We start from the raw sequence: 26,621 nt of genomic DNA on the forward strand, positions 1-26,621 counted from the left end.
TTACCTTGTAAAGTAGAACTTTGAGTTATAGTGATATTCTACTTTCTTTAATTAGCATAAACTATTTAAACAACAGCGCCTTATGATTTCGCTATCATAAGGCGCTGTTGCTAATATATTGTAATTAATACTGATTGCTTACAACGGCTAATTCACATCAAACCACAATTTAGTCGTCAGTAAATCAGCCCCCTGCCGGCTAACGGCGGCGGTATAGTTGGCGCCATTGAGCGATTGCTCGGTGCCGGGGTAGATAAAACGCACAGGCATTTTGCCATTGAGCGAACCGGCAACGGCGGGTTGCAGCTGCGGGTAGTCCAGTCTGCGCCACTCGGCAAACGCTTCCAGTCCTTGCCCAAACAAGGCAATCCACTTTTGCTCACCTATTGACTTTTTATAATTAGAGGCATTGTACCGCACCGCTGCCGAATTAGCATAAGTTGCTGCCGCAGTACCGCTGATACCGTATTGCGTTAAAGAGGCTTGCACGGCTTGGTTGTATAAATCGGCAGCCGACTCGCCGGTAAACCCTCTGGCGGCGGCCTCTGTCCTGTCAAACAGCACTTCGGCATAGCTCATAATAACGGCCGGTGCATTGGGTGCTCTAAAGTATGTGCCCGGTTTAGAGGTTTTGGTAAAGCCCAGGTTACTGGCATCGCCCACCAGCAAACCATTCGGTATACCTACATAAGTTTGTGCCGTAGCATCCTGCGTTGGTGCCGCATAAATGGGCAAACGCGGGTCGTTGAGGGCAAACAAACGGTCGACAATGCTTTTACTGATGCGGTAGTCATCGCGGGTATCAAACAAATTGCTGATAGGATTTTGGTTAGGCGAGTTTTGGTAAACGAGTTGTGCAATCTCGCTGTTGGCACTGATATAGCCGCTGCCCTCGGCCTGTATGTCGGCTATTACCTGCCGGGCTTTGGCGGCATCGCGGTCGGCAATGCGCAGGGCTACCCGCAAGCGCAACGAGTTGGCAAACTTTTTCCATAAGCCTATATTATTGTTGTAGATGATATCGCCACCGATGGCTTTGCCCGAGATGCTGAGCGATGCCTGGGCAGCTTTCAAATCATCCAAAATGGCGTTGTAAACATTTTGCTGGGCATCATAAGCCGGTGTAAGGTATTGGTCGATGCTTGACGCCTGCTGATAAGGCACATCGCCAAAGTTATCGGTAAGCAAGGTAAACACCCACGAGCGTAGTACCAGCGCCACGCCCTTATAATTGGGGTTAGCCTGTGCATCGGCCAATTTAATGATCTGGTTATAGTTCACTACGCCTTTAGAGTAGCCAATGTTCCACAGATCGGCAAACGCCGTGTTGGCATAAATATAGCGGTCGGGGTCGGTATACTGTATTTTAGCCCAGTGCTGTACAAATAGCAGGGCGGCATCCATGTTGTTACTGGTTCCCCAGTAGGTATCTACTACGGCCTTGGTAGCACCGGTAAGCAGGTAATCGGGCTGCGCGTTTTGTGAGGCATTAGGATTCTCATTAATGCCGGTCAGGTCTTTTTTGCAAGACGTTGCCGTAAACGTTAAAGCTGCAGCCAATACCAGGTTTATATATCGTTTTTTCATTTGATTAAAATCTGAGGTTAATGTTAAAGCCAAAGTTGCGTACAGTAGGCAGGCCTAAGTCTTCCAGGCCTTGTCCGTTGCCGGTGTTAAAGGCAATTTCGGGATCAATATTCGGCACGTTTTTGTGAATGATCCATAAGTTACGACCCACTACAGATACCGTTGCGCCCTGAAACCCTACCGCTCTTACCCATTTAGAGGGCAGTGTGTAGCCGAGTTTTACCTCGCGCAGTTTTACGTAAGAGGCATCGTACACAAAAGCCTCATCTACGTTAGTAAATCCTTTATAATAAGATTGTGCCGAAAGAATTTTGGTATTCGGTGTACCATCAGCTTTCACACCGTTAAAAACCATCCCGTCGGTGTACACGGTTTCGCCATTGGGGGCACTACCGCCGGAAACCTGCACGGCATTAGCCGCTGTATTGTTGGCCGGGTAGTAATAGCTTAAGCCACCGTTAGCTGTACCGCGGCCCGGCAAGGTGCTGGCCAGCACACCAGTATACGTACCGGTACGGTTGGTGTTGGAGTAAATAGAGCCGCCAATGCGTGCATCCACCAAAAAGCTCAGGTTAATACCTTTGTAGTAAAAGCTGTTGTTGATGCTGCCTAACCATTTTGGGGTATACTTGCCTAAGTATTGTTTGGTAGGATTAATGGCCGGTGTACCATCGGCATTTACAATAATTTGCCCCTGCGCATTACGCAGGTAGGCGTTGCCAAACAGGGTACCATAAGGCTGCCCCACGGCGGCCAGCACCTGCACGGTACGGTTGGTACCCAAAATGTAACTTTGCAAACGGCCCTCGGCATCTAATGATACCACCTTGCTGCGGTTAAACGAGTAGTTGGTGGTAATGTCCCAGCTAAAATCTTTGGATTTTACCGGGGTGATGCCTAACTGCACCTCTAAACCTTTGTTGTTAATTTTACCGCCGTTAATCAGTTTTTGAGCGTAGCCGGTGGTTGAGCTTACATCAACATTTAATATCTGATTAATGCTGTTGGTGTTATAATAACTTACATCAAGATGCACCCGGTTATTGAGTAAACCTAACTCAAAACCGGCTTCGCTTGATATAGTGGTTTCGGGTTTCAGGGCCGAATTTAAGCTGATGCTGGCTGCCGTTTGCTGCGGATTACTGCCAAACGGAGCGATGAAATTATAGGTATTCATGAGTTGGTAAGGTGTAGTGGCCTTACCAACCTTAGACCATCCGCCTCTTAATTTAGCGTAGCTAAGCACGTTGCTTTTAATGCCCAACGCTTCAGAAAGCACCAGACTGCCGTTTACCGACGGATAAAAATACGACAGGTTTTCGGCAGGCAGGGTCGACGACCAGTCGTTGCGGCCGGTCACGTTCAGGAAAGCGTAATTGCGGAACCCGATTTGGCCCGAACCAAACAAGCTGTACGTTTTAAGTTTGCCGTAGTAGTTAGACGATACCAGCGGATCGCGCGAGTTGCTAAGCGTGTACAAACCAGCTACGGCCAGTTTAGGCGCCACCTGGTCGTTTTGCTCGTTTAAGATAGCATTGATGTTACCGCCGCCAAATACATCCAGCGAGAAATCACTGTTCAGCTTTTTGGTGTACTGCAAGCGGGCCTCGGTATTGGTTTCAGTTACGTTGTATACGTCCTCCTCGTACGAGCCGAACGGCGTGCCGTTGGTGCCATAGGCCACTTTAATGCGGCGTTTATCATTATAGTAATCGGTACCGGTACGGAAGTTGGCCGACAAGCCGTCTGCAATTTTATAATTCAGCTCAATGCTACCGATTAGCCGGTTTTTGTTTTGGCTCACCGTGTTTTCGTACGCTAAAAAGTACGGGTTAGAGTAGTAGCTGTTGTTCCAGTTAAAGGTGTTACCGTTGGCGTCGCGGTAGTTTTTAAGCTGGTTAACATCCACCTGGCGGCCAAACCACGTAAACTGCAGCATGGTACTGGTGGCACGGCGGCCGTAAGCACCAGGCAGGTTACCGGCATCATCTTTTAAATAGTTGGCAATGGTGGTAACAGTTAATTTAGGCGTTGGCCTGAACGTGCTGTTAAACGCAAACGAGTTGCGGCCCAGCGAGGTATTAGGCACCACACCGGTCTGGTGCAGGTTATTGTACGACAACCGGTAATCAAACTTATCGCTGCTGCCGGCCAGGGCAACGCCATTGTTGAGCGTTACGCCGGTTTGAAAATAGTCGCGCACGTTGTTGGGGTGAGCCACAAATGGCACGGCCTGCCCGTTAGAGAAAAACTGCGGAATTAAGCGGCCATCCAGCGGCGGGCCCCAGCTTTCGTCAACACCATCGTTTATACCGCCGCCTTTACCGTCAACATAACTAAAACGACCGTTTGAGCCCTGACCAAATTCGTTTTGATACTTGGGCAAAACCTGGATGTTAGAAAATGTGGTGTTAGAATTGATGGTTACCCCTAAGCCTTTGGCGCCTTTACCGGTTTTGGTTTTTACCAGAATAACGCCTGCTGCCGCACGGTAACCGTAAAGCGCCGCTGCGTTTGGCCCTTTGAGTACGCTGATCGACTCAATATCCTCGGAAGGAATACTGGCCAGTGCGTTCGGGAAATCGCGCGAACCGTTGGTGCCCTGAAATTGCGAGTTATCTACAATGGTACCATCTATCACAAACAAGGGCTGATTGTTGCCCGAGATAGAGGTTTCGCCCCGGATGACGATACGCGACGAGCCCATATCGCCCTGGCTGTTGGTGATGTTTACGCCGGCTATTTTACCGCTTAGGGCGTTGATGAAGTTAGTTTCTTTAGCCTCGGCAATATCCTTAGCTTTTAAGCCCTGCACGGCGTATCCTAACGACTTTTTATCTTTAGAGATATTAAGTGCCGTTACCACCACCTCGTTAAGCGAGTTAGGCTGTTCTTCGAGCACGATTTTGAGGTCGGCCTGGTTACCGGTCACCGGTATTTCCTGGGCAATAAAGCCTACAAAAGAGGCCCTTAATATATCACCTTTTTGCACGTTTAAGGTAAAACGGCCATCGCCATTGGTTTGCACGCCGTTGGTGGTGCCGGTTACGGCCACACTTACGCCGGGCAGCGGCTGTCCGTCGGCCTTACTCACAATAATACCGCTTACCTTGAGGCCTTGGGCAGCGGCGGTTTTAAACAGAAGTGCCTGCAATAATACAACAAGCAGCAACAGATACTTTTTTGACATGTTTTTTGTTCGGGTTGTGATGACGAGGCGCCACACTAATGGCCTTGAGGCAGCCTATGGAGCATGCCTTTATACCTCAGCAATAAAAAAAATTTATTAAAACCGGGATGATTGATCGGCACTCAGCCGCAGCACGTATTAGCGCAGGCTGCAACAGCAGCAGCAACAAGGATGGGCAGGTACGAATGAGGATGAGCAAACGGTGTGACGGGTGGCGGGTGCTGCGGTGGCAAACGCCGGAGACGCGGCTCTTGTCCGTCTATGCGGATTTACAGCGTGGGCCTGGAGCGATAAGTAAAAATTTGCGTTCATATACTGTTTTGTTGGATGATGTTTGTTTTGTTAACAGAGGCGTGAGGACGGATTCGAACCGCCGTACTGGGTTTTGCAGACCCGTGCCTAACCACTCGGCCACTCCGCCATGGGCACCGTTTATAGCGATGCTTTTACTGAGGACTGGCTGGCCAGGCGGTCAATCACCTGTACCATTTGGCCGAATTCTTTTTCGTCATATAGCCGCGTCAGGTAAACGATTTTGCCCGATGGATCAATCACCACATTACGGGTAACGCCCGACTTTTTATTGGCGAAACGTCCAAAAATGTCGGCCCCCGGGTCTAGTGCCAGCGGATACGTGATTTGCATATCCTGATGGAATTTCTGTACTTTCTCCAGCGGTTCGTCGCGGTCTACGCCTATCAGCACCACGTTTTTATTTTGGTAGGCTTTCCAAACATCTGCTTCCAGGTGCGGCATTTCTTTGCGGCAAACGCTGCACCAGCTGGCGGTAAACTGCAGCACCACTATTTTGCCGCGTAACTGCTTAAGTGAAGTCTTTTGTCCGTTTTGCAGCACCAGTTCAAAATTATCGGGTGCTTGGTCGCCTACTTGTACTAGGTAGCCACGGTCGGCATCGGCTGGGGCAGGCGTTGCAGCAGTAACGTTATTTTGCTGGGCGCGGGTGATATTGGCCACGAGCAACATGACGGCAAATCCAAGTGTGTATGTAATTTTTGATAATGTTTTCATTGCGTAATTAAGCAGCTAAGGTTTGATAAATTTGATGCAGGGCTTCCAGTACACGGTCAATCTCGTGCCGGGTGTTAAACTTGCTGAATGAGAAACGGATATGGTCCTGATCATCAGCGGCAGCAATGGCCTGTAGCACGTGCGAAGCTGAACCGGTAGAACAGGCACTCCCGCCCGATACCGCAATGCCGGCATCGTCCAAACATCGCAGCAGGTTGGGGCCGTAGCTTAATGCTGGTAAGCCTACATTTAATACGGTGTAAAGACTTTGCTGTGCGCTGGCCGAATTACCGTTAAACGTTACGCCGGGCACCTCGCTGGTTAAGCGGGAAATCATGTAGTTTTTTAGATTTTGGATGTGCTGATGGTGCTCGTCGATATGGCTATAAGCAATCTCTAAAGCTTTGGTAAGCCCTACAATACCGTGGATGTTTTCGGTACCGGCACGTAAGCGGCCTTCCTGTCCGCCGCCATGTATGAGCTGCGACAGCTGGATGCCCTTACGACAAAATATAAACCCTACCCCTTTTGGGCCATGGAATTTGTGCGCCGATGCCGCCAGAAAATGCACTTTTAGTTTTTGCATATTGAGCCGGTAGTGCCCCATGGTTTGTACCGTATCGGTATGAAAAAGCGCATCGTAACGCTCGCTTATTTCGCCTATTTGAGCGATGTCGTTCAGGTTGCCAATCTCGTTGTTGGCATGCATTACCGATACCAGGCTGCGCGGATGAGTTTGCAGCAACTGCTCCAAGTGGCCCAGGTCGAGGTTGCCTTTAGCATCATGTTTAATAAAACTTATTTTAATGAGCCCTTTACGTTGCAGATTACTTAACGTATGTAATACTGCATGATGCTCAAACCGGGTAGTGATAACATGCTGTATGCCATAGCCATGTACGGCTGTAAGTATAGCTGTATTATCAGCCTCGGTACCGCCCGAGGTAAACACAATTTCTTCGGGCAACGCGCCAATTAAACCGGCAATAGTTGCTCTGCACTGCTCAATAGCCTGCCGGGCCTGACGCCCCTGTGCATGGTGCGACGACGGGTTGCCGTAATGGTTTAGCAGGTACGGTGTCATGGCATTAAACACTTCGGCGTCGAGTGGTGTGGTGGCTGCGTTGTCTAAATAAATACTCATAGCTTTTGTATGCTGCTTGTTAAAAATTGGAAAGTCTTGTAAATCAAACCCAGAGAAGGCTGCAGCACAGCACAACAATTTTAACAAGCAGGAGCACTTGTTATCTTATCTTTCTTTTGCATTAGCAAAAGCAGGAATTAGCACCTTATGCAGCTTAAAAAGCCGTATAGGTTGCCAAGACGTCGCAGGGCCTTTCCCTCAGTCTTTCTGGATAAGTTGACAAAGAACTATCGTTTACAGCAGCAAATATAGCCCAAAAAATATAATTCCTATAGAATTTGTAGATATTTTTATTTTTAGATGTTTTGATGACAAACGACAGTTTCGCCTATGAATTGGAGAGCGCAGATTTAATGGCCAAAACTGCCCAGAAATAGCGTTCGGCTTAAACAAAATTCGCTGCAAGTCTGTGCTTTAAAGCACAGACTTGCAGCGATATGTAATGCTATAAATAAAGCTTTTTTTTATTTAGCTGGATTTACCTTCCACCAGTCAAAATAAAACAGGTCTTTTTCTCCTTTAAAAACAAAGTACACATCATGTACGCCTTTAACATTTTTAAGAGGACTGGTTACATTGCCAAATACATCGCCCTGGGCAACATTGTTTACGTTAACCACCCCCACTAAAGGGCCATCAATTTTATCCGTATGCACTTCCATCTTGCCGCCGCGTAACGCCGCTACACAAACCTCAATAGCCGAAGCACCCGATGCAAAATCAACGCCCTGTACTTTTAGATAGTCGCCATTATTTATAGAACTCACAAAGATGCGTTCAGCTTTCTTTTTCCCTTTATCCCAAGACACGTTACGCTCCCACTCGGTTACGTTATCCGTTTTTAGGCCTTCACTGTAGGCGATGGTTTCGGCCTCAACCTTGCTGTAAGGATTTAACGTGCCGCGCTGTTTAACGCCGGTTACCGACCAAAACGGCAAATGCTTAATTGTACCGTCGGGGTTAAACGTTAATTCTTCGAGCGATACCGACCGGCGTTCATAATGCTTTGACACGGTTTGCTTCATGATATTATAATTGAAGCCGAAAACGTACCAGGTGCCTTTGTAATTGATAATGCCCGGATGGTTGCCTGACGAACGCGGGTCGCCATCCATAATGCTGCCACCGTACTCCCATGGGCCGGTTGCGCTTTTACCCATAGCATACCCTATCCCTTCGGGGCAGCAGGTTGAGGCATATGCCATGTAATATTTACCATCGCGCTTAAATGCCCAGGGGCCTTCCTGGTAATGGAATGGGTCGGCCTTACCGGCCACTTTGGCTATAGAAGGGTCTTTAATGATCTCGCCTGAATACGAAATCATATCCGGGTTTAGTTTTACGTAGTATAAATTGGGGTTGCCCCAGTACAGGTAGGCTTGCCCGTCATCGTCAATTAAAACCGTCGGGTCGATATCGTCTTTACTATTTTTAATCAGCGGCTTTCCTATCGCGTCTTTAAACGGCCCGTACGGGCTATCAGACACCAGCACACCGATGCCTACATTGTTGGGCAAAGGGCAGTACAAATAAAATTTGTTATTGCGGTGCACGCACTGCAGTGCCCAGGCCCCGTTATCAATACCGCCCCATTTAAAATCTTTTACAGAGGCTATAGCGCCGCGGTCGGTCCAATTTACCATATCGGTAGAGGTATACAGCAGCCAGTTCTGCATTTTAAAGCCAAATGCATCATCCTCATCATGGCCGGTGTATAAAAACACGGTGTCGTGGTAAACCAGCGGTGCCGGATCGGCCGTAAACTTGGTTTGAATAATAGGGTTTTGGCCAAACGCAGTGGCCGCCATGGCGCAGAGCATGGCAAAGATGCTTAAGGTTTTCATACAACTGGTTTATTATGGTAGCCGCCCCTAGGATGAGCGGCTACACACTACAAATATGCCCAGGATAAATAAAACTGTAGTTGAATAATGTAGCAATTTTGTTGAAATATTGAGGTTACAACCCATAAAACCAGGCCTGACGACTATTAGGGTACGAGTTTCTGTAAATCCTGTACTGTAAGAGATTGCATCCAGGCAATGTTTAGCTTATGGGATATTTTACTGTTTTGGTCTAAACAAAAGTAGCTGGGATAGCCACCTTTACCCAGCATGGCCATCAATTCGCTTGACAAGTTTTTGTCAATAAAAATGTGGGTACCGGGTTGTTTCAATTCTATAACTTTAGTCTTCCATCGTTCGAGCGTTGAGCCATCGGCCGTACACAGGTAAACAAATTCGATAGGTAAACCGGCAGCTTGCGTATGCAGCTTTGCGCTGTAGGGCATATCGCCAAGGCATGGCGCGCACCAGGTTGCCCATAAATCACAAACTACGGCTTTGCCTTTAAATCGCTGCGCAAATTTGCCTAAAAACTCGGCTGCTTTCATCCCCTTAACGGATGATAATGTTGCGCCGAATGCAAACCTGGCCACGGGTGTTCCAATCACAGAATCGGCACTTACATCGCTGCTCTTTTTAAGCGCCTCGTTTAATTTACTTAATTTACTTAGCGTGAGCCGCTGTTCATTTTCCACGACGGACTTTACCCAGGGCGTATGTATCTTGCTTAAGATGCTTTTTTGTATCTGCACATTTTCATCAAGATTGCGTGCCGTGCTTTTTAAGAACAACCTATCTGCTGCGGGCATTCCCATCAACTCGGCAAACTTTGCGTCGTTGTGTTCCGCTTTCCGGTAATAAGCATAATTAAAAAGCGCGTTAGCAAAATTTTCGGCATCGTTAGATACCAGTTTAGGCTTGTGGCTTTTAATTTTATCCCATAACCCGGGCGTAGCGTGTTCGGGCATCCAGAACCACAGCAGTGTATGGTAGTAATCTGATAGCCGTTCGTTTTCGGGTATCCATGAAAAGGGAGCCGGGTTTAGTTTGACATATTCCTGGTTAACCGTCTTGAGCAAATCACTTAACGAATCCAGCTTACTTAAATAATCAGCCTGCGTTGGTTTGAGCGCCTGTATAGCACTGCCAATAGCAAGCTGATCCTTTCGTTTATACAATACTTTATTATTCATCCAGGCAGTAAGAGCTCCGTCATTGCCGGAGTACATTACTCCCTTACCATTAAACTGCACATTTTTCTTTTTTAGTTGCGCAAAATCAAGCGTTAAGTTTAAACCGCGGTTTAGGTATAAGCCGGCATAAAAATAGTCGCCCACGCTAAGCCAAACCTGCTGATAGGGAAACGGATAAGGCAGCTTTACTTCAAAACTACCATCGGCTTTAATGGCCGTAGTACCTTCTTGCTGCATTTGCCCCATAGGCTCAACTAAACTGTAAGAAACCTGTAAAGCCGGCAAATCATTATTGGTAAAGTTAACGATCTTGCCTTTAATTATCGGCGGACTGGTTTTGAAAAAGTAGATGTTAAATGCAGGGTCGGACAGCGAAACGGGTTGTTTTACAGGCTGAGCAAAGCCGAGTTTTACCAATAGCAAAAAGCTTAATAAAAGTGACAGGCGCATGGTTGGGTGTTTTGATTGCTGTAAGTTAAGCAATTATGTTGGTTTTGAACTGGGTACCAACATTCAGAAACAAACAATTCTTTTAATTGAATTAACCAGATATTGGACTTTCCGTTTTACCGTTCCTATGCCCGGGCATGCCATCACTATCCGCCTTATTTCAGCGTCCTGATAAAAGGGTTTGTGGCACGGCTTTACGGAGATCTGTTGCTTTTCAGGATACATTTATCCGGGCGGACAAGTGCTTAATTAAAAAACCTGGTTGAAGACCACCCGCTGTGTTACGATTGTTGCTACAGGCTTCCCATTAAGCAGGCCCGGAGCATGATCACCTTTTATCGACTTAATACAACGCAAGGCTTCGGTATCCAAACTGCTGTCTACCGGTTTGGCCACGTAGTAATCTTTGGTATGACCATGCTCATCTACGGTAAAAGCTATCATAACAACTCCCAACGCCCCGCGGCGCATAGCATCGGCCGGAAAACGTAGCCCACGCACCAGCGCTCTTCCTTTTACGTCGTTGCCTGGCAAATAAAAAGGTACGCGGTCGAGCCGGACAGAAACCTGTTGCCCGTTTTGCAGGATGATATTATCGACACTATCTTGTGCAACCGGCTTATGGTATACAAACTGCCCGGTATCAAAATTATAAACGTTTTCTTTTTCACCGAAGCGGTCAGTATATGTCCACTCGCCTACCGGCTTGCCGTTTTTGTAACTGCCCTGTACCGCTACCTTGTTCTGGTAATTATACTCCTGCCATACATTATCTTTCAGGTTATCTTTATAAAAGCCGGAGGTAAGCAAGCGGCCTTCACGCGTACTGACCTGGTAAGGGCCATGCTTAATTTTTTTATCGCTTTTAAGTACGGTAAAGGTTTCGCGAGACGAGCCGCCCTCAACTGTGTGTGAAATCTCTTTAACCGGCTGCGCCATCAGTTTTAAAGAACTCAACAGGCTTAATAATAATATCAGCTTTTTCATCAATTGTGAACAGAATGGTTTAAGTACTGCTTCGTCAGCGATGTAAATATAGCTTTTACCGTCAAAAACATTACTATGATTTCAGGAGTATCGCAACTGACTTTACACTTTTTGAGCTGATACCGCGCAGCCTACCGGAAGCCGCGCCTATGTACGACTTTGATAAACTACTGCAGTTGCCTGCAGCTCCGCATAAAACCAGAGGAGATAAACTGTTATCAATTAAATTTTCCGGGACAAACATCAACCATCTTCTTCAACCCCAGAAACCTTTAATTTTAATATTGAAATGGCCAAGGCTTTTAAGCACTTTACGCAAACGTACTACCAGGGCCTTGTTGCCTGTAAGGTAAAAAGATGTATGGTCGGTACAATATTGCTCAGTTAAAAGCCAGTTAACAAGCGCATCCTCGTTTAAATGCAATGCGGGCGACCATGGAAAATAGCTTTTTAATAACTGACCGGTAGCTGCGCTGTCCGTGAGTACGGCGCAGGTAAAGCGAATGGCAGGCAACGTCATTTGACGCAAAGCCAAGAGGTGTGCCAAACTGGTATTATCGCCCAGAGCTACCACTAAGTGAGTACCATGAGGTGTTTGATGCGTGCTTTCTGTTTTTAAATACTGCACCGTTTGGCCAATCGTCAAACTTTTTGCCCAGCAACTGCCAGGCCCGTTATGAGCAGCATCAATAAGCAAAGAGCAGGTGGAGGTTTCGGCATCCCAGCCAAAAGGCGTGTAATCTCTAAAATACCATTCGCCTACATTAAACTTTATAGCGGGCACTTCGCTCCATTGGTGCATGGCCGCGCCCGGCAGGTGTAAGTCAATTTCTATGAGCGGCGAGTTAGGCCAGTATCGTATATCCAGCACTTTACCTTGCTTTAAAAGCCGATGATTTATTACATTTTGTACTTTATTTTTAAACTGACGAGCAATAGACAATTCCATGTGTATCTGATTTATTAACACAAAGAAACCGCCATTGTACGTTAAAAAAAATAGATGGATTAGCGTAAAGATAGGACTATTTACGGTTTTGTACTCTAAACTCGTTGGCAGGCACACCGGCTACTTTTCTAAAAAGCCGCGAAAAATAGGAATGATCGGTATAACCCAGTTGGTGTGCTATTTCTTTAACAGTTAACGGACTGTAGTACAACAAACGTTTGGCTTCCATCATCACTTCTTGCTGTATCCAATAAAGAGCAGTAAAGCCGGTGGCCTTTTTAAGCGCTTCGCTCAAATAGGCTTCAGATACATTTAACCGTTCGGCAAATGCAGCAGGACTTTTTAACGTTCGTATTTCGGCCGTTAACAGCGTACGAAATTGTGCTGTTATTTGTGTTGCGCGAGACGACTTAATTTCTAAACCCAGACAGCGCTCGTAATGCCCTGCTACGGTAGCTAAAAATGAGGTGAGCAGCGAATGCCACGCCAATGTGCCTAAAGTGCCATTCTTTTCTTCTTCACATTTAAACTGTAGCAGTAGCAACAACTCGTTAAGTTGTTTAACTTGAGCAACATCAGGACAAACGGGCTGCTGTAGTAAAAGATTCCCTTCAAAAACTTTACGGCATTGGGCGTGTATCAAGGCTGTGTCGACCGCAATAAACCAACCATCGGCAACATTACTGTGCAGGGGCTGATGCACCTGGCTCGGCAAAACATAGTATATAGAACCACCGGGCAAGTGCATCGTTTCGAAATCAATCATGAGCGAAGCCGAACCTTTCTCTAACAGAAAAAAGATATAATGATCGTCGCGGTGGGCCTCTTGATGTTTAATGTGCTCATTATACCTAACACTGCTCTCGAAGCGCTTAAGAATAACGCCTTGGTCTGTCCGTTCTTTTAAGATATGTACCGGTATTGGCTTCATCTGTCAAAAATAATATTTTGAGCTGCTTGCTACTGTTTTTCGCCTTTTCTTTGCGTGTTAATGTATTGCGAAGACTAAACCTAATGATAGAATATGCCCCCGTTATGTACCACTCTAAGCTAAGTATTCCAAAAATTTATTGGGCCGCTAAAACATAAAATTACACATATCAACTTTCGTCAATCAAAAAAATTAATGTCCTTTACGCCTACCATGACCGAATTGGAGCAATACATTCATCAGCACTTTGCCATGAGCGTTGAAGACTGCGAAAAGGTAAGCAGTCTCTTTTATACAGAAACGCTTAAAAAAGGGGATTACTTTTTACGATCAGGTACGCACTGCAATAAGCTTAGCTTTATTCGGGATGGCATTTTAAGGGTGTACGTCACCCTGCCCAATGCCGAGGTAACGCAATGGATAGCTACCCGCGGTTATTTTATGACCGATTTAAACTCGTTTTTTTATGGTCAGCCTGGCAGGTTTAATATGCAGGCACTTACAGATACGCCATTATATACCATTGATGCCGACCAATATGCCAGATTAGGTAAACTGGTACCGCGATGGAACGATTTTGAAAAACTGTTTATGGGCAGATGTTTTGTAACGCTCGAAAACCGGGTGTTTGATTTGATTGCCCTGCCCGCCGAAGCCCGCTACCAAAAACTATTTGAACAAAACCGCGATTTATTTAACCAGGTGCCGCTGCAATACCTGGCCTCGATGCTGGGCATGACGCCCGAAACGTTAAGCCGCATCAGGCGTAAAGCGCTTTCTTGATTTTTGTCAAGCGCAAGGCCTTATTTAGCATCGTAGGTTTGTATCAACAAAACAAATCAACGATGAATACTATAAAATCTATGGCCATCACCCTGCAGGCCGAGGAAGCTGCCATTACCGCTCTTGCTATATACGGTTTAACAAGTTTAGACCTGCATCTGCCACTATGGGCCTGGGTACTATTGTTTTTTGCTCCGGATTTGTCCATGCTGGGCTACCTTGCAGGTACCCGGACAGGCGCTTTTACTTATAACTTATTTCACCACCGGGCGGTGGCCGTAGCAATTACAGCTGCCGGTATAGTATTGCATCATGATGCCGTTATTGCAGGCGGATTACTACTTTTTGCACATTCGTCATTTGATCGTATGATGGGCTTTGGCTTAAAATATCCCGACAGCTTCAAAAATACGCACTTGGGCAAAATGCAACAGCCGGCCCTGCTACCGTAAGTGTTTAGTCAAATTAGGCCATTACCCCCAAAAGACACTGTAATATTGTTAGGCTTATGCATATTTGAGGGCCAATAGGCGACAACATTATGTACGATACGGCCGGACTACTGCAAACTATAAAACATCATCCCAAACTGCCCTTACTCATCAATGAGAACTGCGCCATACCATTACCGCAGGAGGTGTTGAATAAACTGTTCAGCCCGCATAAGCTATCGTTTTATTACCTAATGTTTGTGTACCGGGGCCGTGCTAGTTTTGTGGCCGATTTGCAGAAAATTTCGCTAACCGACGGACAGCTTGTATTTGGCTTGCCCAACCAGGTTTTTGCCAACAAACGTTTTAATGCAGATGACTTGCATTACTCATTATCGTTTGACGAAGAGGCATTGAGTTTACTGCCCAACACCTACGCCTTTATGTTAAACCCTAAAGGCGGGCAATCGGTTACGTTTGACCTTAACGCACAAGAGCGGGTTAAGCATTTATTTAGTACACTGTTCAGGCTGGTGCATGCAGGCACCGAGCCTCAGCAACCGGAAGTAATTTTGGCATATTTGAATACGCTGCTTATCGAAATCAATTCGGCTTACTTAGCTCAGCACGAGATAAATGCTACACAGCATGATAGCAGACTGAAAAAATATACTGCTTTTAAACTGGCTGTTGAAACACAACTTACCAAACAGCCGGAGGTGAATAATATTGCCGCACAACTTTCGCTCAATACGCATACGTTATATGGCATTGTGAAAGAGTTTGCAGGAGTATCGCCCAAAGAGTGGATGACTAACCGGCTTATACTGGAGGCGCGGCGCCGGCTGCAGTATGCTACCCCATCGGTTAAAGAACTGGCCTACCAATTAGGCTTTAACGACCCGGCCTACTTTTCCAGGTTGTTTAAAAAAAATACAGGTAAGAGCGTGACCCATTACCAGGCAGACTTGCAGGATTTGTACCGCAATTAATACGATTTGTCCTCACTGCGTATTACAAGACCAGGTACCTTTGTTTTAAATTAAAACATCGCATGAAAACAGCATTAGTAACCGGTGCCAACAAAGGTATTGGCTTTGAGGTGGCCAAAATACTGGCACAAAACGGATTTTACGTATATATAGGCGCCCGCAGTTTACAAAACGGACAAGCCGCAATTGCCAAATTAAACGCAGAGGGCATTACCACTGCCGAAGCTTTAACGCTTGACGTTACCAACCAGGCTTCGGTAGACGCTGCCGCCGCAACCTTAACCCAAAAAATTGACGCGTTAGATGTGCTGGTTAATAACGCCGGTATATCGGGTGGGTTTCCGCAATCGGCTTTGGATGCCACCTCCGAGCAATTTACCGAAGTGTTTGAAACCAATGTATTTGGTGTGGCGCGGGTTACGCAGGCCTTTATCGGGCTACTTCGCCAATCGGCACAGCCTCGTATTGTTAACGTAACCTCGGCTATGGGTTCGCTCAGCCTGGCGGCCGACCCATCGAGCGGTACTTACAATTACAAGATGGCGGTATACCAGTCGAGCAAGGCAGCACTGAACATGTACACCGTTAACTTGGCTTACGATTTACGCAATACCCCGTTTAAAGTTAATGCCGTGTGCCCGGGCTGGACACAAACCGACTTTACCAACCAACAAGGTACCAGCACCCCCGCCCAGGCCGGCGCGCGCATTGCCAAATACGCGCTTGTGGGACCTGATGGCCCCACCGGCCAGTTCATCAGCGAAGAGTACTTTCCGGCACCGGCCACCTGCCCCTGGTAGTTGAAAAAATCTTTTTGTTGAATAACAATCATAAACAAAAACGGCTTCTGCATAATTAATGCAGCAGCCGTTTTTGCAAATATATATAAACGATTATTCGCCAACCACTTCCTGCAGCGTATCGGCCAACCACTGTGGGTCTTCAAGCTGGTACAGGTGCCCAATGCCCAACGTAGTTTTAAGCTGGGTATGCGGTGGCAGGTTGGGCAAGGTATCTTCTACCGTCATTTTAAACGTAACGGCAGCATCATCGGTTGAGGTGATTACCGTGATGGGTAATGTCAGCTTTTTAGTGTCGTTGGCAATAGAATGATTCATGCCCTCCTCAATCCACCAGCGCCAGGCGTTGTTGTCCGTTAACGACTGTGTACCCACGGCCATGGCATACCGCTCGGTATCTAATGGCTTTACCGTCACTTTTTTTACTGTGATTGCAGCCTGCTCGGCACTCGGGTGAATTAGCATCCGCTGCTTTTCGTCGTCGGGCATACGCTCAACAGACATAGGCGACGGCGCGAGCAAGATTAATTGACTGATTTTGCTCTTACCTCCCTGCTGCTCATTGACAGCCACCTGGGCGGCAATTTTACCGCCCATGGAGTGGCCTATTAAAACATAATCATCTATCTCTAAATCCTCAACAACTTGCTGCACATACGCGGCAAAACCGGCAATCGAGGGCTGCTCGAGTGCGGGGGCACCGCCAAAACCGGGCAGGTTGATGCATACACATTTATAACGGTCGGCAAGGCTATCCAACATCCACTGCCAACTGGTAGCGGCTCCGCCAAAATAATGCAGAAACACCAGTACCTGCTCGCCTGCCCCTCTCACTATAGCCTTACCGGCCGAAAATGTGTTATTCATCACCCACTAAATTAAAATGCCGACTCTACTGCGCCACCGTCTACACGGTAGTTGCTGCCATTTACGTAACTGGCTTGTTCAGATACTAAGAAAGCAATTACTGCAGCTACTTCTTCAGGTTTACCACGACGACCTACGGCTAAATGCGGACGATCATTTTTCAGGAAAAACTGAATAGCTTCTTCTTTATCGGTACCACGCTCTTTGGCCAAATCTTCCATCATGGCATCGGTCATCGGTGTTTCGATGTAGGCCGGTGACACACAGTTAATCAGCAGGTTAGCGTTTGAGTAAGCTCTCGATAAGCATTTCGATAAATTGATTACTCCGGCTTTACAAGCATTATACGGGCTTTCTTCTTCGTATGGCTGGTATGCATTTTCGGAAGCGATAAGCACCACGCGGCCCCAACCCGATTTTTGCAGCTGCGGAATAAACGCACGGCAAATGCGCACGGCGCCCAGCAAATCGGTGTTGATGGTGTTTTGCCAGTCCTCGTCGGTCAGGGTTAAAAAGTCGCCGGCAGCACCGCGAGCACCTGCACAGTTGATGAGGATGTTGGCTGCGCCAAACTCACTCTCCACTTTGGCGGCCAGTTGCAACACGCTGTCGTTTTGGTCGATGTTGGCCTTGGCAGCTACCACTTTTACCTGCGGATAGGCGTCCCTAATTTTTTGCGCAGCTTCTTCCAGACTATCAGCGTCAACGTCTGATAATACAATATGAGCGCCTTCGGCAGCTAACAGCATAGCTGTTGCTAAGCCCAGTCCCGAATCGCCGCCGGTTATTACGGCTACTTTTCCTTCAATGTTCAAATTCATAACTGTTTCTCGTATCGGTTAAAATGTTAAGGAAAAGCAGCCGCTCAGGTTAATGTAAGATTGTGCCGCAATCCCGGTGAAATCAACCATAAAAGTATGCTGATGTTTTATTACGGCCGGAAATAGTACAATTATGTTTAAACAAAAAAGGAATACACCACGCAATTACAGCTAAATCTTTATTTACCTGTAAGAAAGTTAGTTGCTGAAGGAGGTGTGTTGCCTGATGTTTGCTTCGTACTTGTTGCCTAATAATTTTTGCGGGATGAGTATTGCCTTAAATACATATCATTTAAAAACTAAGCGAATGATTATTGCCCGATTGTGGCTAAGGCTTGTTAATTTTACACCCTATGCGTTTTGATATTATTACCGTACTGCCGGGCCTGCTCGAAAGCCCTTTTGCCCATTCTATTTTACAGCGGGCACAAAAAAAGGGAATAGCCGAAATTCATGTGCACAACCTGCGCGACTATTCGGCTAATAAGCATAAAAACGTAGATGATTACCCCTATGGCGGCGGCAGCGGTATGGTAATGATGATTGAGCCCTTCGCGGCTTGCATTGATAAACTTAAAGCCGAACGCCACTACGACGAAATTATTTTTATGACCCCCGATGGCGTAACGTTAAACCAGGGCATTGCCAACCAGCTGTCTACCCTGCAAAATGTGATTATTTTGTGCGGCCATTATAAAGGCATCGATCAGCGGATACGCGATTTATTTGTAACGCGCGAACTTTCTATAGGCGACTATGTACTTTCGGGTGGCGAACTGCCGGCCGCTATTGTGGTTGATGCCGTTGTGAGGCTGATTCCGGGTGTACTGTCTGACGAAACCTCGGCTCTGTCTGATTCCTTTCAGGGTGATTTGCTGGATGCCCCGCTTTATACCCGCCCGGCCGACTGGAACGGCCACCGCGTACCCGACATTTTACTGAGCGGCAACACCCCCGAAATTGAAAAGTGGCGCTTTGACCAGGCTATGGAACGCACAAAACAGCGCCGGCCCGATTTGTTAGAATAACACCGTAAGCGCGACTTCAAGCCCCACCCCGGCGCTCCCGTTAACTGAAGGGAGATATGATTCAATTAGTTGTAATTTACCAGGATCTTAACCGGGCGGTTTAATTCATCGTTCGATAATTGTTGGGTGTAAAACCTGTTTTTTGTTTGAATAAACGGGTAAAATGCTGCGGGTATTTAAAACCTAGTTCATAGGCAATTTCGCTCACCGATTTATACTTGTCAAACACCCGTTCTTTGGCCATATCTATAACTTTTAATTGGATGTATTCCTGAGCAGACCGGCCGGTTTCGCGCTTAATAACGTCGCCAAAATAATTGGGCGACAGATGCAGTGCTTCGGCGCAATAAGCTACCGATGGCAAACCTTCTAACTGTGGCTTGTCAGACGCAAAATAACTTTGCAGCAGTTGTTCAAATTTTTCCAGTATGCCTTTGTTGGCATCGTCGCGTGTAAAAAACTGGCGGTCGTAAAAACGGGTGCAGTAATTAAGTAACAACTCAATATTAGACGTAATGAGTGTTTTACTGTGCTTATCAATGCTCTGGTCAATTTCGTCTTCTATCTTATCAAAGCAACCCAGCACTATACCCTTCTCTTTGTCTGACAGGTGCAGTGCTTCGTTTGCATCATACGAAAAAAATGAATACTCCTGCATATGCCTGCCTAATGACGTGCCTTTTATCAAATCGGGATGAAAGATGAGTACGCGCCCTTGAGGGAGAGACCGCTCTGCGCCGGGATGCACACCTACTACCTGTCCGGGTGCTAAAAAAAACAAACTTCCGTTTTGGTGATCGTAGTGGCTTCTGCCGTAACGCAACTGCCCCAAGTGCAATTCTTTTAAACTGATAACATATAAACCAAAATTTATCGAATGGGCAGTTATCACCTGTGCATCGGCGAGATCAATCACCGTAATTAAAGGGTGTTTGGTGGGACAGCCCCGCAGCGAATTGTAGTGGGCAACGCTGTCAATTTTTAGAATTTCTTCCATTATTTGTTGTTTACCATATAAACATAGGCAATCTCCCCCGCATCAGTATCTCTGCTTTGGGCAATCAGTAATTTTGGTAGCAAAACCAGTAATCTATATAATCAGTTGGCCAATTTGCCACCCTAATTTTGCAGTAAACGAATAACTACATGAAAACACGAAAATTAGGAAACTCAGGGTTAATGGTGTCTGAGCTTGGTTTTGGCTGTATGGGCCTTAGCCATGGCTACGGTGCCGCAACCGCTGAGCAAGAGGGTATTGCACTAATAAGAAAGGCCTACGAACTGGGCGTCACTTTTTTTGATACAGCAGAAGTTTACGGCCAGGGTGCCAATGAACAACTGGTAGGTAAAGCATTACAACCTATGCGTAACCAGGTGGCTATAGCTACCAAATTTGGCTTCAACAACGGCCGAAACACCGATGGCTTAAATAGCAGGCCCGAACGCATCAGGCAAGTGGCAGAAAATTCGTTAAAGTATCTGCAAACTGATTATATCGACTTATTTTACCAGCACCGTGTTGACCCTGATGTGCCTATGGAAGACGTGGCTGGTACAGTAAAAGATTTGATTGCCGAAGGTAAAGTGAAATACTTTGGCATGAGCGAAGCCGGCGCCCAGAGCATATGCAAGGCACACGCCGTGTTACCGGTAACAGCGCTGCAAAGCGAATACTCCATGTTTTGGCGCGAACCTGAAAAAGAGATAATCCCATTACTCGAGGAACTGGGCATCGGTTTTGTTCCGTTTAGTCCGCTGGGTAAGGGATTTTTGACCGGCAAGATCAATGCCAGCACCGAGTTTGAAAAAACCGACTGGAGAAACGTACTGCCCCGGTTTAGCAAAGAAAATCGCGAAGCAAATCAAAGCATTGTAGACCTGGTGACCGTCATTGCGGCCGAACATAAGGCAACACCTGCGCAAATTGCCCTGGCGTGGCTGCTGGCTCAAACGCCACATAACGTGCCCATACCCGGAACTACCAAAGTTACACGCCTGGAAGAAAATATAGGTGCCCAATATATCACGCTAACCGCGGACGATTTAACCAATATAAAGCAGGCCTTAAATAACATTAATTTGTTGGGAGAACGGTATCCGGCAATACTGGCTGGCTTGCAGGGCAAGTAGCACATTTTACGGCGACCAACATTTTAAAGGCTTGACACCGTCTTGCTGAAACGACAAAAATAACCATTTAACATGGCGACGCTGTTATTGCGGGCACTGAGCCTGTAATAACAGCGTTAAATATTTTCGGTAATTTACCCAGATCTTTTCCAAACGTCCGCGGTAGAAAATTTAATTCATGTATAGTTTGAACCGACCATCCAAGTCCCTCCCCTTTGCAGAGGGTTAGGGAGAGGTTACCTTGTCCAAACCTTTACAAACAGCACCGCTAAGAAAAGCACCATCAACCCCAAACCAATGGCCAACCACAGCAGGCCGCGACTTTTGGCCGTCAGTGCTTCTTTACGCTGCTCGGTGGCGGCCTGGGTTTGAGCCAGCACTAACACTTGCATGCGCAGGCTATCTTCAACCGCAGTGCGGGTGTGGTACAGGGTATCTACCCGGAGTTTGGTTTGCTGCAGGTAGCGGGTAAAAATGACAGTATCTTTAGTTGATGGCGGGCAATTGACCGCCAGTTGCAGGGTATCGGTTTGCAGCAGTGTATCCTGACCGGGTTTGAGCTCCTGTTTAATGGGGAAAGCCTGCTCGCAGAGGCCGGCAAGCTGCAGCGGATATTGCTGGTAAAAGCGCTCGGCGCGCTGTTGTTGTTTACGATAGCCGGCGCAACCGGTTAAGGTTAGCGCCAGCAGCAGGATAAGGTATGTCTTCATGATTTGGCAAATAGTTTGAGCACGGCGTTCCAGTGCTCGATGATGAACATGATGGCCGTACCGGCACCGCCGGCCACGGCCATATAAATGCGCTGTTTAAACATCAGGCTGCGCTGCTCTTCGGCAAAAGCTTCGAGGCGTTCCAGGCGGGCCTTGTACGAACTGTCGGACCCATACTCGTTGCCCAGTATAGCCTCATTCATCCTATTGAGCGTAGTGGTGATGGTAAGCAGCTGGCGGCTTACCTCAGCCTTAAAATCAGATATGTTTTCTTTCAGCTTTTCCAATTCGGTTTGTTCTTGTCCGCTCATAACTCGGTAAGGGCGCGGTGAAATATGCGGGCGTAACCGGCTACCTTTTCGGCACAGTCGGTTCCGTTTACAATTTTGCGGGCCTGCTCCCAGTCTTCGCGGTCGTCGTTAAAATAGGTATCGAGCTTAACGCCGGTAAACATGCCGCGCGTCATGCCGGTAACGATGATGCGGCACGATATATCCATTTGCAGGGCCAGCTCCGGGTGGTTTAATAAATCCAGCCCCAGGATGCGACCCATGTACTCGTAGTTTTCGTACCAGGTAAGCTGCACCAGTCCGCGGCCGTAAAACAGCTTATCCGGAAAGGCATAGGGCTTGCGGTTGCGTTTAACCATGCGGCCGTAATCAAACCCTTTGCCTTTGCCATACTCCTCAACGGGCTGCATGATTTTGGCCGTTTCGTGATAGGCGGTGGCCAGGATGTAAGCCCGGTGGCGCGGGTCGGTTAGGTGGTCGGTGGCGTTAAGCAGGGCCTCTATACCGTCTACCTGCGTTTGCTTTACTTTTTTAATACCAAAAAGCGGCTTACGGATAGCCTCATAAAATAACTTCCGGTTCATGGCTGCTCAGGGTTATAGGATGTAACCGCAAACTGGCTTACGGCAGCCATTACGCCGCCAACCGTAGCAACGTAACCCAAAACAGGTACGATTACGGCAGGCAAACCTGGCACGGCCACCAGGGCGGCCGACAGCGTAACCAGCGACGCACCCAACCATTGTACTTTTTTAAAAAAACGGGGCGTATCGCTCTTAAGCCTGGCCCATAGTCCCATCTTGTCCATTCTACACAATTATTAAAGGAAGGTGAAAAAGAGGGGCCTAACGAAGCTCACAAATCACGCACACCAGCGGCCCCTCTTGGAATAAGACTAAGATACCAGTTTGTTTAGTAAATAACAAATATTTAGTACTTTATTTACTAATTTATTTAGCATAAAGTAATATTGAGTTTGGGTTAGTGATACTTTAAAGATAATTTAAGGACTTATGAATTTAAATCAGTATGTAAGCGAATTATGTTCGCTTAAGCGGAGGTAGTCAGACTAATGATGATCACTGCACTTGTGATGACAATATTTTGGGAGCGCCCATCTTGACGTTTAATTGTAAAATTTTAAATAAGGAACAAATTGGCTAAGAATAATTGGCGACAGTCGTCCTGCATTTAATAATTTATAATAATACTTAGAACTGTTGGGTGATTTTAATTAGGTTTTATAATATATCAATATATTTGCTAAGTTCAATTTCAATCTACCGTTATTCTACAATGCATCATCACACAGCCAAGACCAAGGGCATTGAATTTAATTTAGAAGCACTACGCGGGGCCTGTGCGTTTTTTGTAGTAATCTTCCATGTGGTTTTGTACCAAAAATATATTGATCCACATTATTTTCCGCGATGGATGAACGCTTTCAACATTCCTGGGCATTTTTGTGTGCTTATATTTTTTGTATTGTCGGGTTATGTTATCGGTATCAGCAACTCCGGACGGCTAAGCGCCGATAAAATAATACCGTACTTAAAAAAGAGGTTTATCCGAATTTATCCGGTTTACTTTGTTTGCCTTACGGCGGCGTTGCTTATAGCGGTACCTTATACCATTAAAACTATTGTGGCAAATTACACAATGATGCAAGGGCTTTTAGGAGCGGTAGTATGGGAAAACAATCCGCTATGGTCGCTCAATTATGAGATAATCTACTACTTGCTATTTATTCCGCTATCGTTTTTTGAAATTAAACCTTGGGTTGCACTAGTTGGAGCAATTGCAATTGGCTTGATTAACTTCTTGCTGTTTCCAACTATTAGTTTACCTATTATATCCGCTTATAGCTATGGTTTTGCTTTTTGGGCTACCGGATGGTGCTTAGCTGTTTATTTTAAAAACAAAGAGGTTGCGGTAAGCCCTCAAAAATTACTAAGTGGAATATTTTTGTTAGCCAGCGCGCCGGTTAATATTGTTTTAGCATACCCTTACCGTTTGGTTACTCAAGTATTTGATAATGAATTGCTTTACCCTAACACGGTATACTGGGCTAAAAACATGGTAAAGTTTGATGATTTTACTTTGATGCCCTATTGTTTTTTGCTGGTTGTGCTATTTTCGGGAACGCGGTTTCGTTTTAAAAAGCAGCTTTTTTCTTTCCTCTTTATTTTACCCGCAATTTCGATAGCATTACTTATTAAAGGCTCCAGCTCAATAGCAAGCCTTAACGACCAAAGGATACCTATGCTTTGCTACCTTATTAGCCTGGTGTTGTATTTTATACCTAATACACTGTTCAATAACCTTAGCCGTAAAATAATAAATCTTTGTTTTTGGCTTGGGTCTGTCTCCTATGGGCTTTATGTAATTCACTTTCCGGTCATGATTGTTTTTGGAAAAGTAACAGCTTTTAGCGGCTCAACCGTTACGTTTATCACCAGGTTTCTGTTGCTCTTTTTACCGGCTTGCCTGGCGGCGGCTTACGTCCTTGAGAAAAAAATGCAGCCCTTGGTTGGGCGCAAACTTCGCAATGTGCTTTTACCAAGCGTGGCAAAGCGGTAATACCGCTTACTAAACAAAATGAAAGCAATGCCGGGCGCACTGGCTATAGTTATCAAGCGCATAAAATTATGACGCTTTGCGTGTAGGCAACCACCAACGGCAACCCGAATTAAACTTTCGCAGTAGGCTTCTTAGAAACGAAAGTGCACAAACAATTGAGACACTGAAAACGCCGGAGGGGCAAGAAGCCTAAAAAGCTTTTGACAAATTTTGCTCGCGGTACGCGATGTATATTCAACGACTTGCAACGAGGACAACAAATTTGTTTAACAGCACCCATAACACTAACAGCAAATATATTCCGCAAATATAATATTCCAACATTCGTTTAAGTTAAAATATCTTAATGTTTTTAACGTTTTTTTAACGTAATTAAAATACGTTGATACTTAATCACGTACTTTTTAGTTAGCCAACTACATAGCAAAAATGGTTATAAGTTAAAGTGGTACAATTAAAGTAATATAACCCAAACTGAGTGATGATATTGAGGTACACTCTTATTCAATCATCGCACTTATTTACTGCAGTTGCTGCCCTTGGTAATTTTATAAGAGGTCAGTTAACTGCCGGTTAATACATCATCAATAAACTTGCCTTGAGCTAGATAATTCGATAACAGCTCTGAAAGACAACTAAGTGATAATTGCCTAAAAATAGACTTGCAATGATTGAAAATACACAACAGACTCAATATTTTGTTGTGATTTTTTTAATTAAATATACCTTTACGGCAAGTTAATTAATATGAATTGAGGTCTAATGAAAAACAAATTATTGAACTTACAGGCCTTAAGAGGAATTGCGGCCGTCAGTGTTATGTATCATCATAGCCAAATGATATTTACTGACCACGCTCATGATGCTGTGTTTAAATATATTGAGGGTACGATAGGCGTTCAGGTGTTTTTTATTATCAGCGGTTTTGTGATGAGTTTTACCACCAGGCACTTAACCGCGTCTCCTCTTGAAAATTTTAAAGACTTCGCCATCAAGCGGGCAATCAGGATATTTCCGCTTTTCTATTTTGCAGTGCTACTCACTATATTAGTAAATCACGCTACGCTAAGTTTAATTTTTAATGATCACTTAAGTACGTTAATACGTGTACTTTTATTTCAGCCTACATTTATTAACAACCAAGGGCCTTACTTTGGTCTCTGGTTACTGCCAACCGTATGGACGCTTAACTACGAAATGCTTTTTTATGCCCTGTTTGCCATCAGTCTTATTGCCGGACGATTTAGGTATTACGCGTTATACAGCTTACTCCTTGTGTTCGTGGTAGTAGTACCGCTTATATTAACCCATCAATTTAGTTTTTCGCCAGATGTTAATTACCCTTTTACAATCCAATATCTCAGTTTTATCACCAACCCTATAATATTGTTATTTTTGAGCGGCTTACTCCTGGCCTATCTTCTGCCCAAGGTTAAACTGTCTAAAACAATCACGCTTGTATTTTTTGTTTTGAGCACGATAATATTCATTTTATATATTCGCCGCATTTTACCGGTCTCTCCCATAAACAACATCCTGGCCTGTACGCTCCTTGTTGCCGCCGTTATATTAGTGGATATGCAAAACCTTTTTGCCCCTCCAAAATGGCTTATATACTTAGGCAATATGTCGTTTTCTGTTTACATATTGCATATGGTTTTCTTTACTTACCTACCGATGATGTTTGAGCAAAAATTAAGTTTTTTAAACCTCAAAGATTCGTGGTTACAGGTGGCAATAATTTTTATAATTGTCTTCGTTTTTTCGGCCATTACCTACGAGCTGATTGAAATGCGCTTTACTAATTATTTAAAAGACAAACTGTTTACTAGAAAGACAAGGCTCTAACTAATTACGTTTGATATTGATTTCGAACGTCTACATA

24 protein-coding genes, 1 tRNA gene and 1 riboswitch are annotated in these 26,621 nt (G+C 45.7%); of the genes, 8 read left to right on the forward strand and 17 right to left on the reverse strand.

Features of this window, described 5'->3' with window-relative positions:
* Positions 1-147: 147 nt before the first annotated feature.
* The 10 genes from AAGR14_RS12675 to AAGR14_RS12720 all read right to left on the reverse strand — a co-directional run bounded on the left by AAGR14_RS12675 (position 148) and on the right by AAGR14_RS12720 (position 13,304).
* The gene (locus AAGR14_RS12675) at positions 148-1,587 is read right to left on the reverse strand and encodes a SusD/RagB family nutrient-binding outer membrane lipoprotein (protein WP_342644584.1); all 1,440 of its coding nucleotides are present in this window, start codon (positions 1,585-1,587) and stop codon (positions 148-150) included.
* Positions 1,588-1,591: 4 nt separating this feature from the next.
* Entirely contained in the window at positions 1,592-4,777 is a 3,186-nt protein-coding gene (locus AAGR14_RS12680; protein WP_342644585.1) for a SusC/RagA family TonB-linked outer membrane protein, read from the reverse strand.
* Positions 4,778-5,126: 349 nt separating this feature from the next.
* A tRNA-Cys gene (locus AAGR14_RS12685) sits at positions 5,127-5,198 on the reverse strand.
* An 11-nt stretch (positions 5,199-5,209) separates the two neighbouring features.
* The gene (locus tag AAGR14_RS12690) at positions 5,210-5,806 is read right to left on the reverse strand and encodes a peroxiredoxin family protein (RefSeq protein ID WP_342644586.1); all 597 of its coding nucleotides are present in this window, start codon (positions 5,804-5,806) and stop codon (positions 5,210-5,212) included.
* 7 nt (positions 5,807-5,813) lie between these two features.
* Positions 5,814-6,950: a cysteine desulfurase family protein gene (locus AAGR14_RS12695; protein WP_342644587.1), complete on the reverse strand. Its 1,137-nt coding sequence runs from the start codon at positions 6,948-6,950 to the stop codon at positions 5,814-5,816.
* A gap of 102 nt (positions 6,951-7,052) precedes the next feature.
* A riboswitch (SAM riboswitch) is annotated at positions 7,053-7,168 on the reverse strand.
* 246 nt (positions 7,169-7,414) lie between these two features.
* The gene (locus AAGR14_RS12700; RefSeq protein WP_342644588.1) at positions 7,415-8,794 is read right to left on the reverse strand and encodes a glycoside hydrolase family 43 protein; all 1,380 of its coding nucleotides are present in this window, start codon (positions 8,792-8,794) and stop codon (positions 7,415-7,417) included.
* 146 nt (positions 8,795-8,940) lie between these two features.
* Positions 8,941-10,437 (reverse strand): TlpA disulfide reductase family protein, encoded by a 1,497-nt coding sequence (locus tag AAGR14_RS12705; protein WP_342644589.1) that lies wholly within the window; start codon positions 10,435-10,437, stop codon positions 8,941-8,943.
* A 249-nt stretch (positions 10,438-10,686) separates the two neighbouring features.
* The gene (locus tag AAGR14_RS12710; RefSeq protein ID WP_342644590.1) at positions 10,687-11,424 is read right to left on the reverse strand and encodes a TonB family protein; all 738 of its coding nucleotides are present in this window, start codon (positions 11,422-11,424) and stop codon (positions 10,687-10,689) included.
* A gap of 256 nt (positions 11,425-11,680) precedes the next feature.
* Positions 11,681-12,373: a hypothetical protein gene (locus AAGR14_RS12715; RefSeq protein ID WP_342644591.1), complete on the reverse strand. Its 693-nt coding sequence runs from the start codon at positions 12,371-12,373 to the stop codon at positions 11,681-11,683.
* Positions 12,374-12,449: 76 nt separating this feature from the next.
* Positions 12,450-13,304, reverse strand: a complete 855-nt coding sequence (locus AAGR14_RS12720; protein WP_342644592.1) for an AraC family transcriptional regulator — start codon at positions 13,302-13,304, stop codon at positions 12,450-12,452.
* A gap of 195 nt (positions 13,305-13,499) precedes the next feature.
* Between AAGR14_RS12720 and AAGR14_RS12725 the strand changes: the two genes are divergently transcribed.
* From AAGR14_RS12725 to AAGR14_RS12740, 4 genes are all read left to right on the forward strand, one after another.
* Positions 13,500-14,087 carry a Crp/Fnr family transcriptional regulator gene (locus tag AAGR14_RS12725; RefSeq protein ID WP_342644593.1) on the forward strand — a complete coding sequence of 196 codons (588 nt, stop codon included), beginning with the start codon at positions 13,500-13,502 and terminating at the stop codon, positions 14,085-14,087.
* Positions 14,088-14,149: 62 nt separating this feature from the next.
* Positions 14,150-14,539, forward strand: coding sequence for a DUF4260 domain-containing protein (locus AAGR14_RS12730; protein ID WP_342644594.1), 390 nt, complete (start codon positions 14,150-14,152; stop codon positions 14,537-14,539).
* 89 nt (positions 14,540-14,628) lie between these two features.
* Positions 14,629-15,510, forward strand: coding sequence for a helix-turn-helix domain-containing protein (locus AAGR14_RS12735; RefSeq protein WP_342644595.1), 882 nt, complete (start codon positions 14,629-14,631; stop codon positions 15,508-15,510).
* 62 nt (positions 15,511-15,572) lie between these two features.
* Entirely contained in the window at positions 15,573-16,310 is a 738-nt protein-coding gene (locus AAGR14_RS12740) for an SDR family oxidoreductase (RefSeq protein ID WP_342644596.1), read from the forward strand.
* A 93-nt stretch (positions 16,311-16,403) separates the two neighbouring features.
* Here AAGR14_RS12740 and AAGR14_RS12745 read toward each other — a convergent pair whose 3' ends face one another.
* Together AAGR14_RS12745 and AAGR14_RS12750 are read right to left on the reverse strand one after the other, a co-directional pair.
* A complete protein-coding gene (locus AAGR14_RS12745; protein ID WP_342644597.1) occupies positions 16,404-17,177 on the reverse strand; it encodes an alpha/beta hydrolase in 774 nt (257 codons plus the stop codon).
* 11 nt (positions 17,178-17,188) lie between these two features.
* Positions 17,189-17,998, reverse strand: a complete 810-nt coding sequence (locus tag AAGR14_RS12750; RefSeq protein WP_342644598.1) for an SDR family oxidoreductase — start codon at positions 17,996-17,998, stop codon at positions 17,189-17,191.
* Positions 17,999-18,351: 353 nt separating this feature from the next.
* On the opposite strand from AAGR14_RS12750, the gene trmD reads away from it, so the two are divergent.
* Entirely contained in the window at positions 18,352-19,026 is a 675-nt protein-coding gene (gene trmD, locus AAGR14_RS12755) for a tRNA (guanosine(37)-N1)-methyltransferase TrmD (RefSeq protein ID WP_342644599.1), read from the forward strand.
* Between the two features lie 100 nt (positions 19,027-19,126).
* Here the strand turns inward: trmD and AAGR14_RS12760 are convergent, their stop codons facing one another.
* Positions 19,127-20,023 (reverse strand): helix-turn-helix transcriptional regulator, encoded by an 897-nt coding sequence (locus AAGR14_RS12760; RefSeq protein ID WP_342644600.1) that lies wholly within the window; start codon positions 20,021-20,023, stop codon positions 19,127-19,129.
* A gap of 149 nt (positions 20,024-20,172) precedes the next feature.
* On the opposite strand from AAGR14_RS12760, the gene AAGR14_RS12765 reads away from it, so the two are divergent.
* On the forward strand, positions 20,173-21,156 hold the full coding sequence (locus AAGR14_RS12765) for an aldo/keto reductase (protein ID WP_342644601.1): 984 nt from the start codon (positions 20,173-20,175) through the stop codon (positions 21,154-21,156).
* A 236-nt stretch (positions 21,157-21,392) separates the two neighbouring features.
* Here the strand turns inward: AAGR14_RS12765 and AAGR14_RS12770 are convergent, their stop codons facing one another.
* From AAGR14_RS12770 to AAGR14_RS12785, 4 genes are read right to left on the reverse strand one after another with little or no spacing between them, the layout of a single operon-like run.
* The gene (locus tag AAGR14_RS12770) at positions 21,393-21,866 is read right to left on the reverse strand and encodes a hypothetical protein (protein ID WP_342644602.1); all 474 of its coding nucleotides are present in this window, start codon (positions 21,864-21,866) and stop codon (positions 21,393-21,395) included.
* A complete protein-coding gene (locus AAGR14_RS12775) occupies positions 21,863-22,177 on the reverse strand; it encodes a hypothetical protein (protein ID WP_342644603.1) in 315 nt (104 codons plus the stop codon). The genes AAGR14_RS12770 and AAGR14_RS12775 overlap by 4 nt, the downstream gene beginning before the upstream one ends.
* Positions 22,174-22,740 carry a glycoside hydrolase family 19 protein gene (locus tag AAGR14_RS12780; RefSeq protein ID WP_342644604.1) on the reverse strand — a complete coding sequence of 189 codons (567 nt, stop codon included), beginning with the start codon at positions 22,738-22,740 and terminating at the stop codon, positions 22,174-22,176. Before AAGR14_RS12780 ends, AAGR14_RS12775 begins: the two co-directional genes overlap by 4 nt.
* A complete protein-coding gene (locus AAGR14_RS12785) occupies positions 22,737-22,964 on the reverse strand; it encodes a hypothetical protein (protein WP_342644605.1) in 228 nt (75 codons plus the stop codon). Before AAGR14_RS12785 ends, AAGR14_RS12780 begins: the two co-directional genes overlap by 4 nt.
* A gap of 488 nt (positions 22,965-23,452) precedes the next feature.
* Between AAGR14_RS12785 and AAGR14_RS12790 the strand changes: the two genes are divergently transcribed.
* Both AAGR14_RS12790 and AAGR14_RS12795 read left to right on the forward strand, forming a co-directional pair.
* On the forward strand, positions 23,453-24,736 hold the full coding sequence (locus AAGR14_RS12790) for an acyltransferase (protein ID WP_342644606.1): 1,284 nt from the start codon (positions 23,453-23,455) through the stop codon (positions 24,734-24,736).
* A gap of 837 nt (positions 24,737-25,573) precedes the next feature.
* Positions 25,574-26,584 (forward strand): acyltransferase, encoded by a 1,011-nt coding sequence (locus AAGR14_RS12795; protein WP_342644607.1) that lies wholly within the window; start codon positions 25,574-25,576, stop codon positions 26,582-26,584.
* The last annotated feature ends 37 nt before the right edge of the window (positions 26,585-26,621 follow it).

The organism is Mucilaginibacter sp. CSA2-8R (genome assembly GCF_038806765.1).
Lineage (GTDB): Bacteria > Bacteroidota > Bacteroidia > Sphingobacteriales > Sphingobacteriaceae > Mucilaginibacter.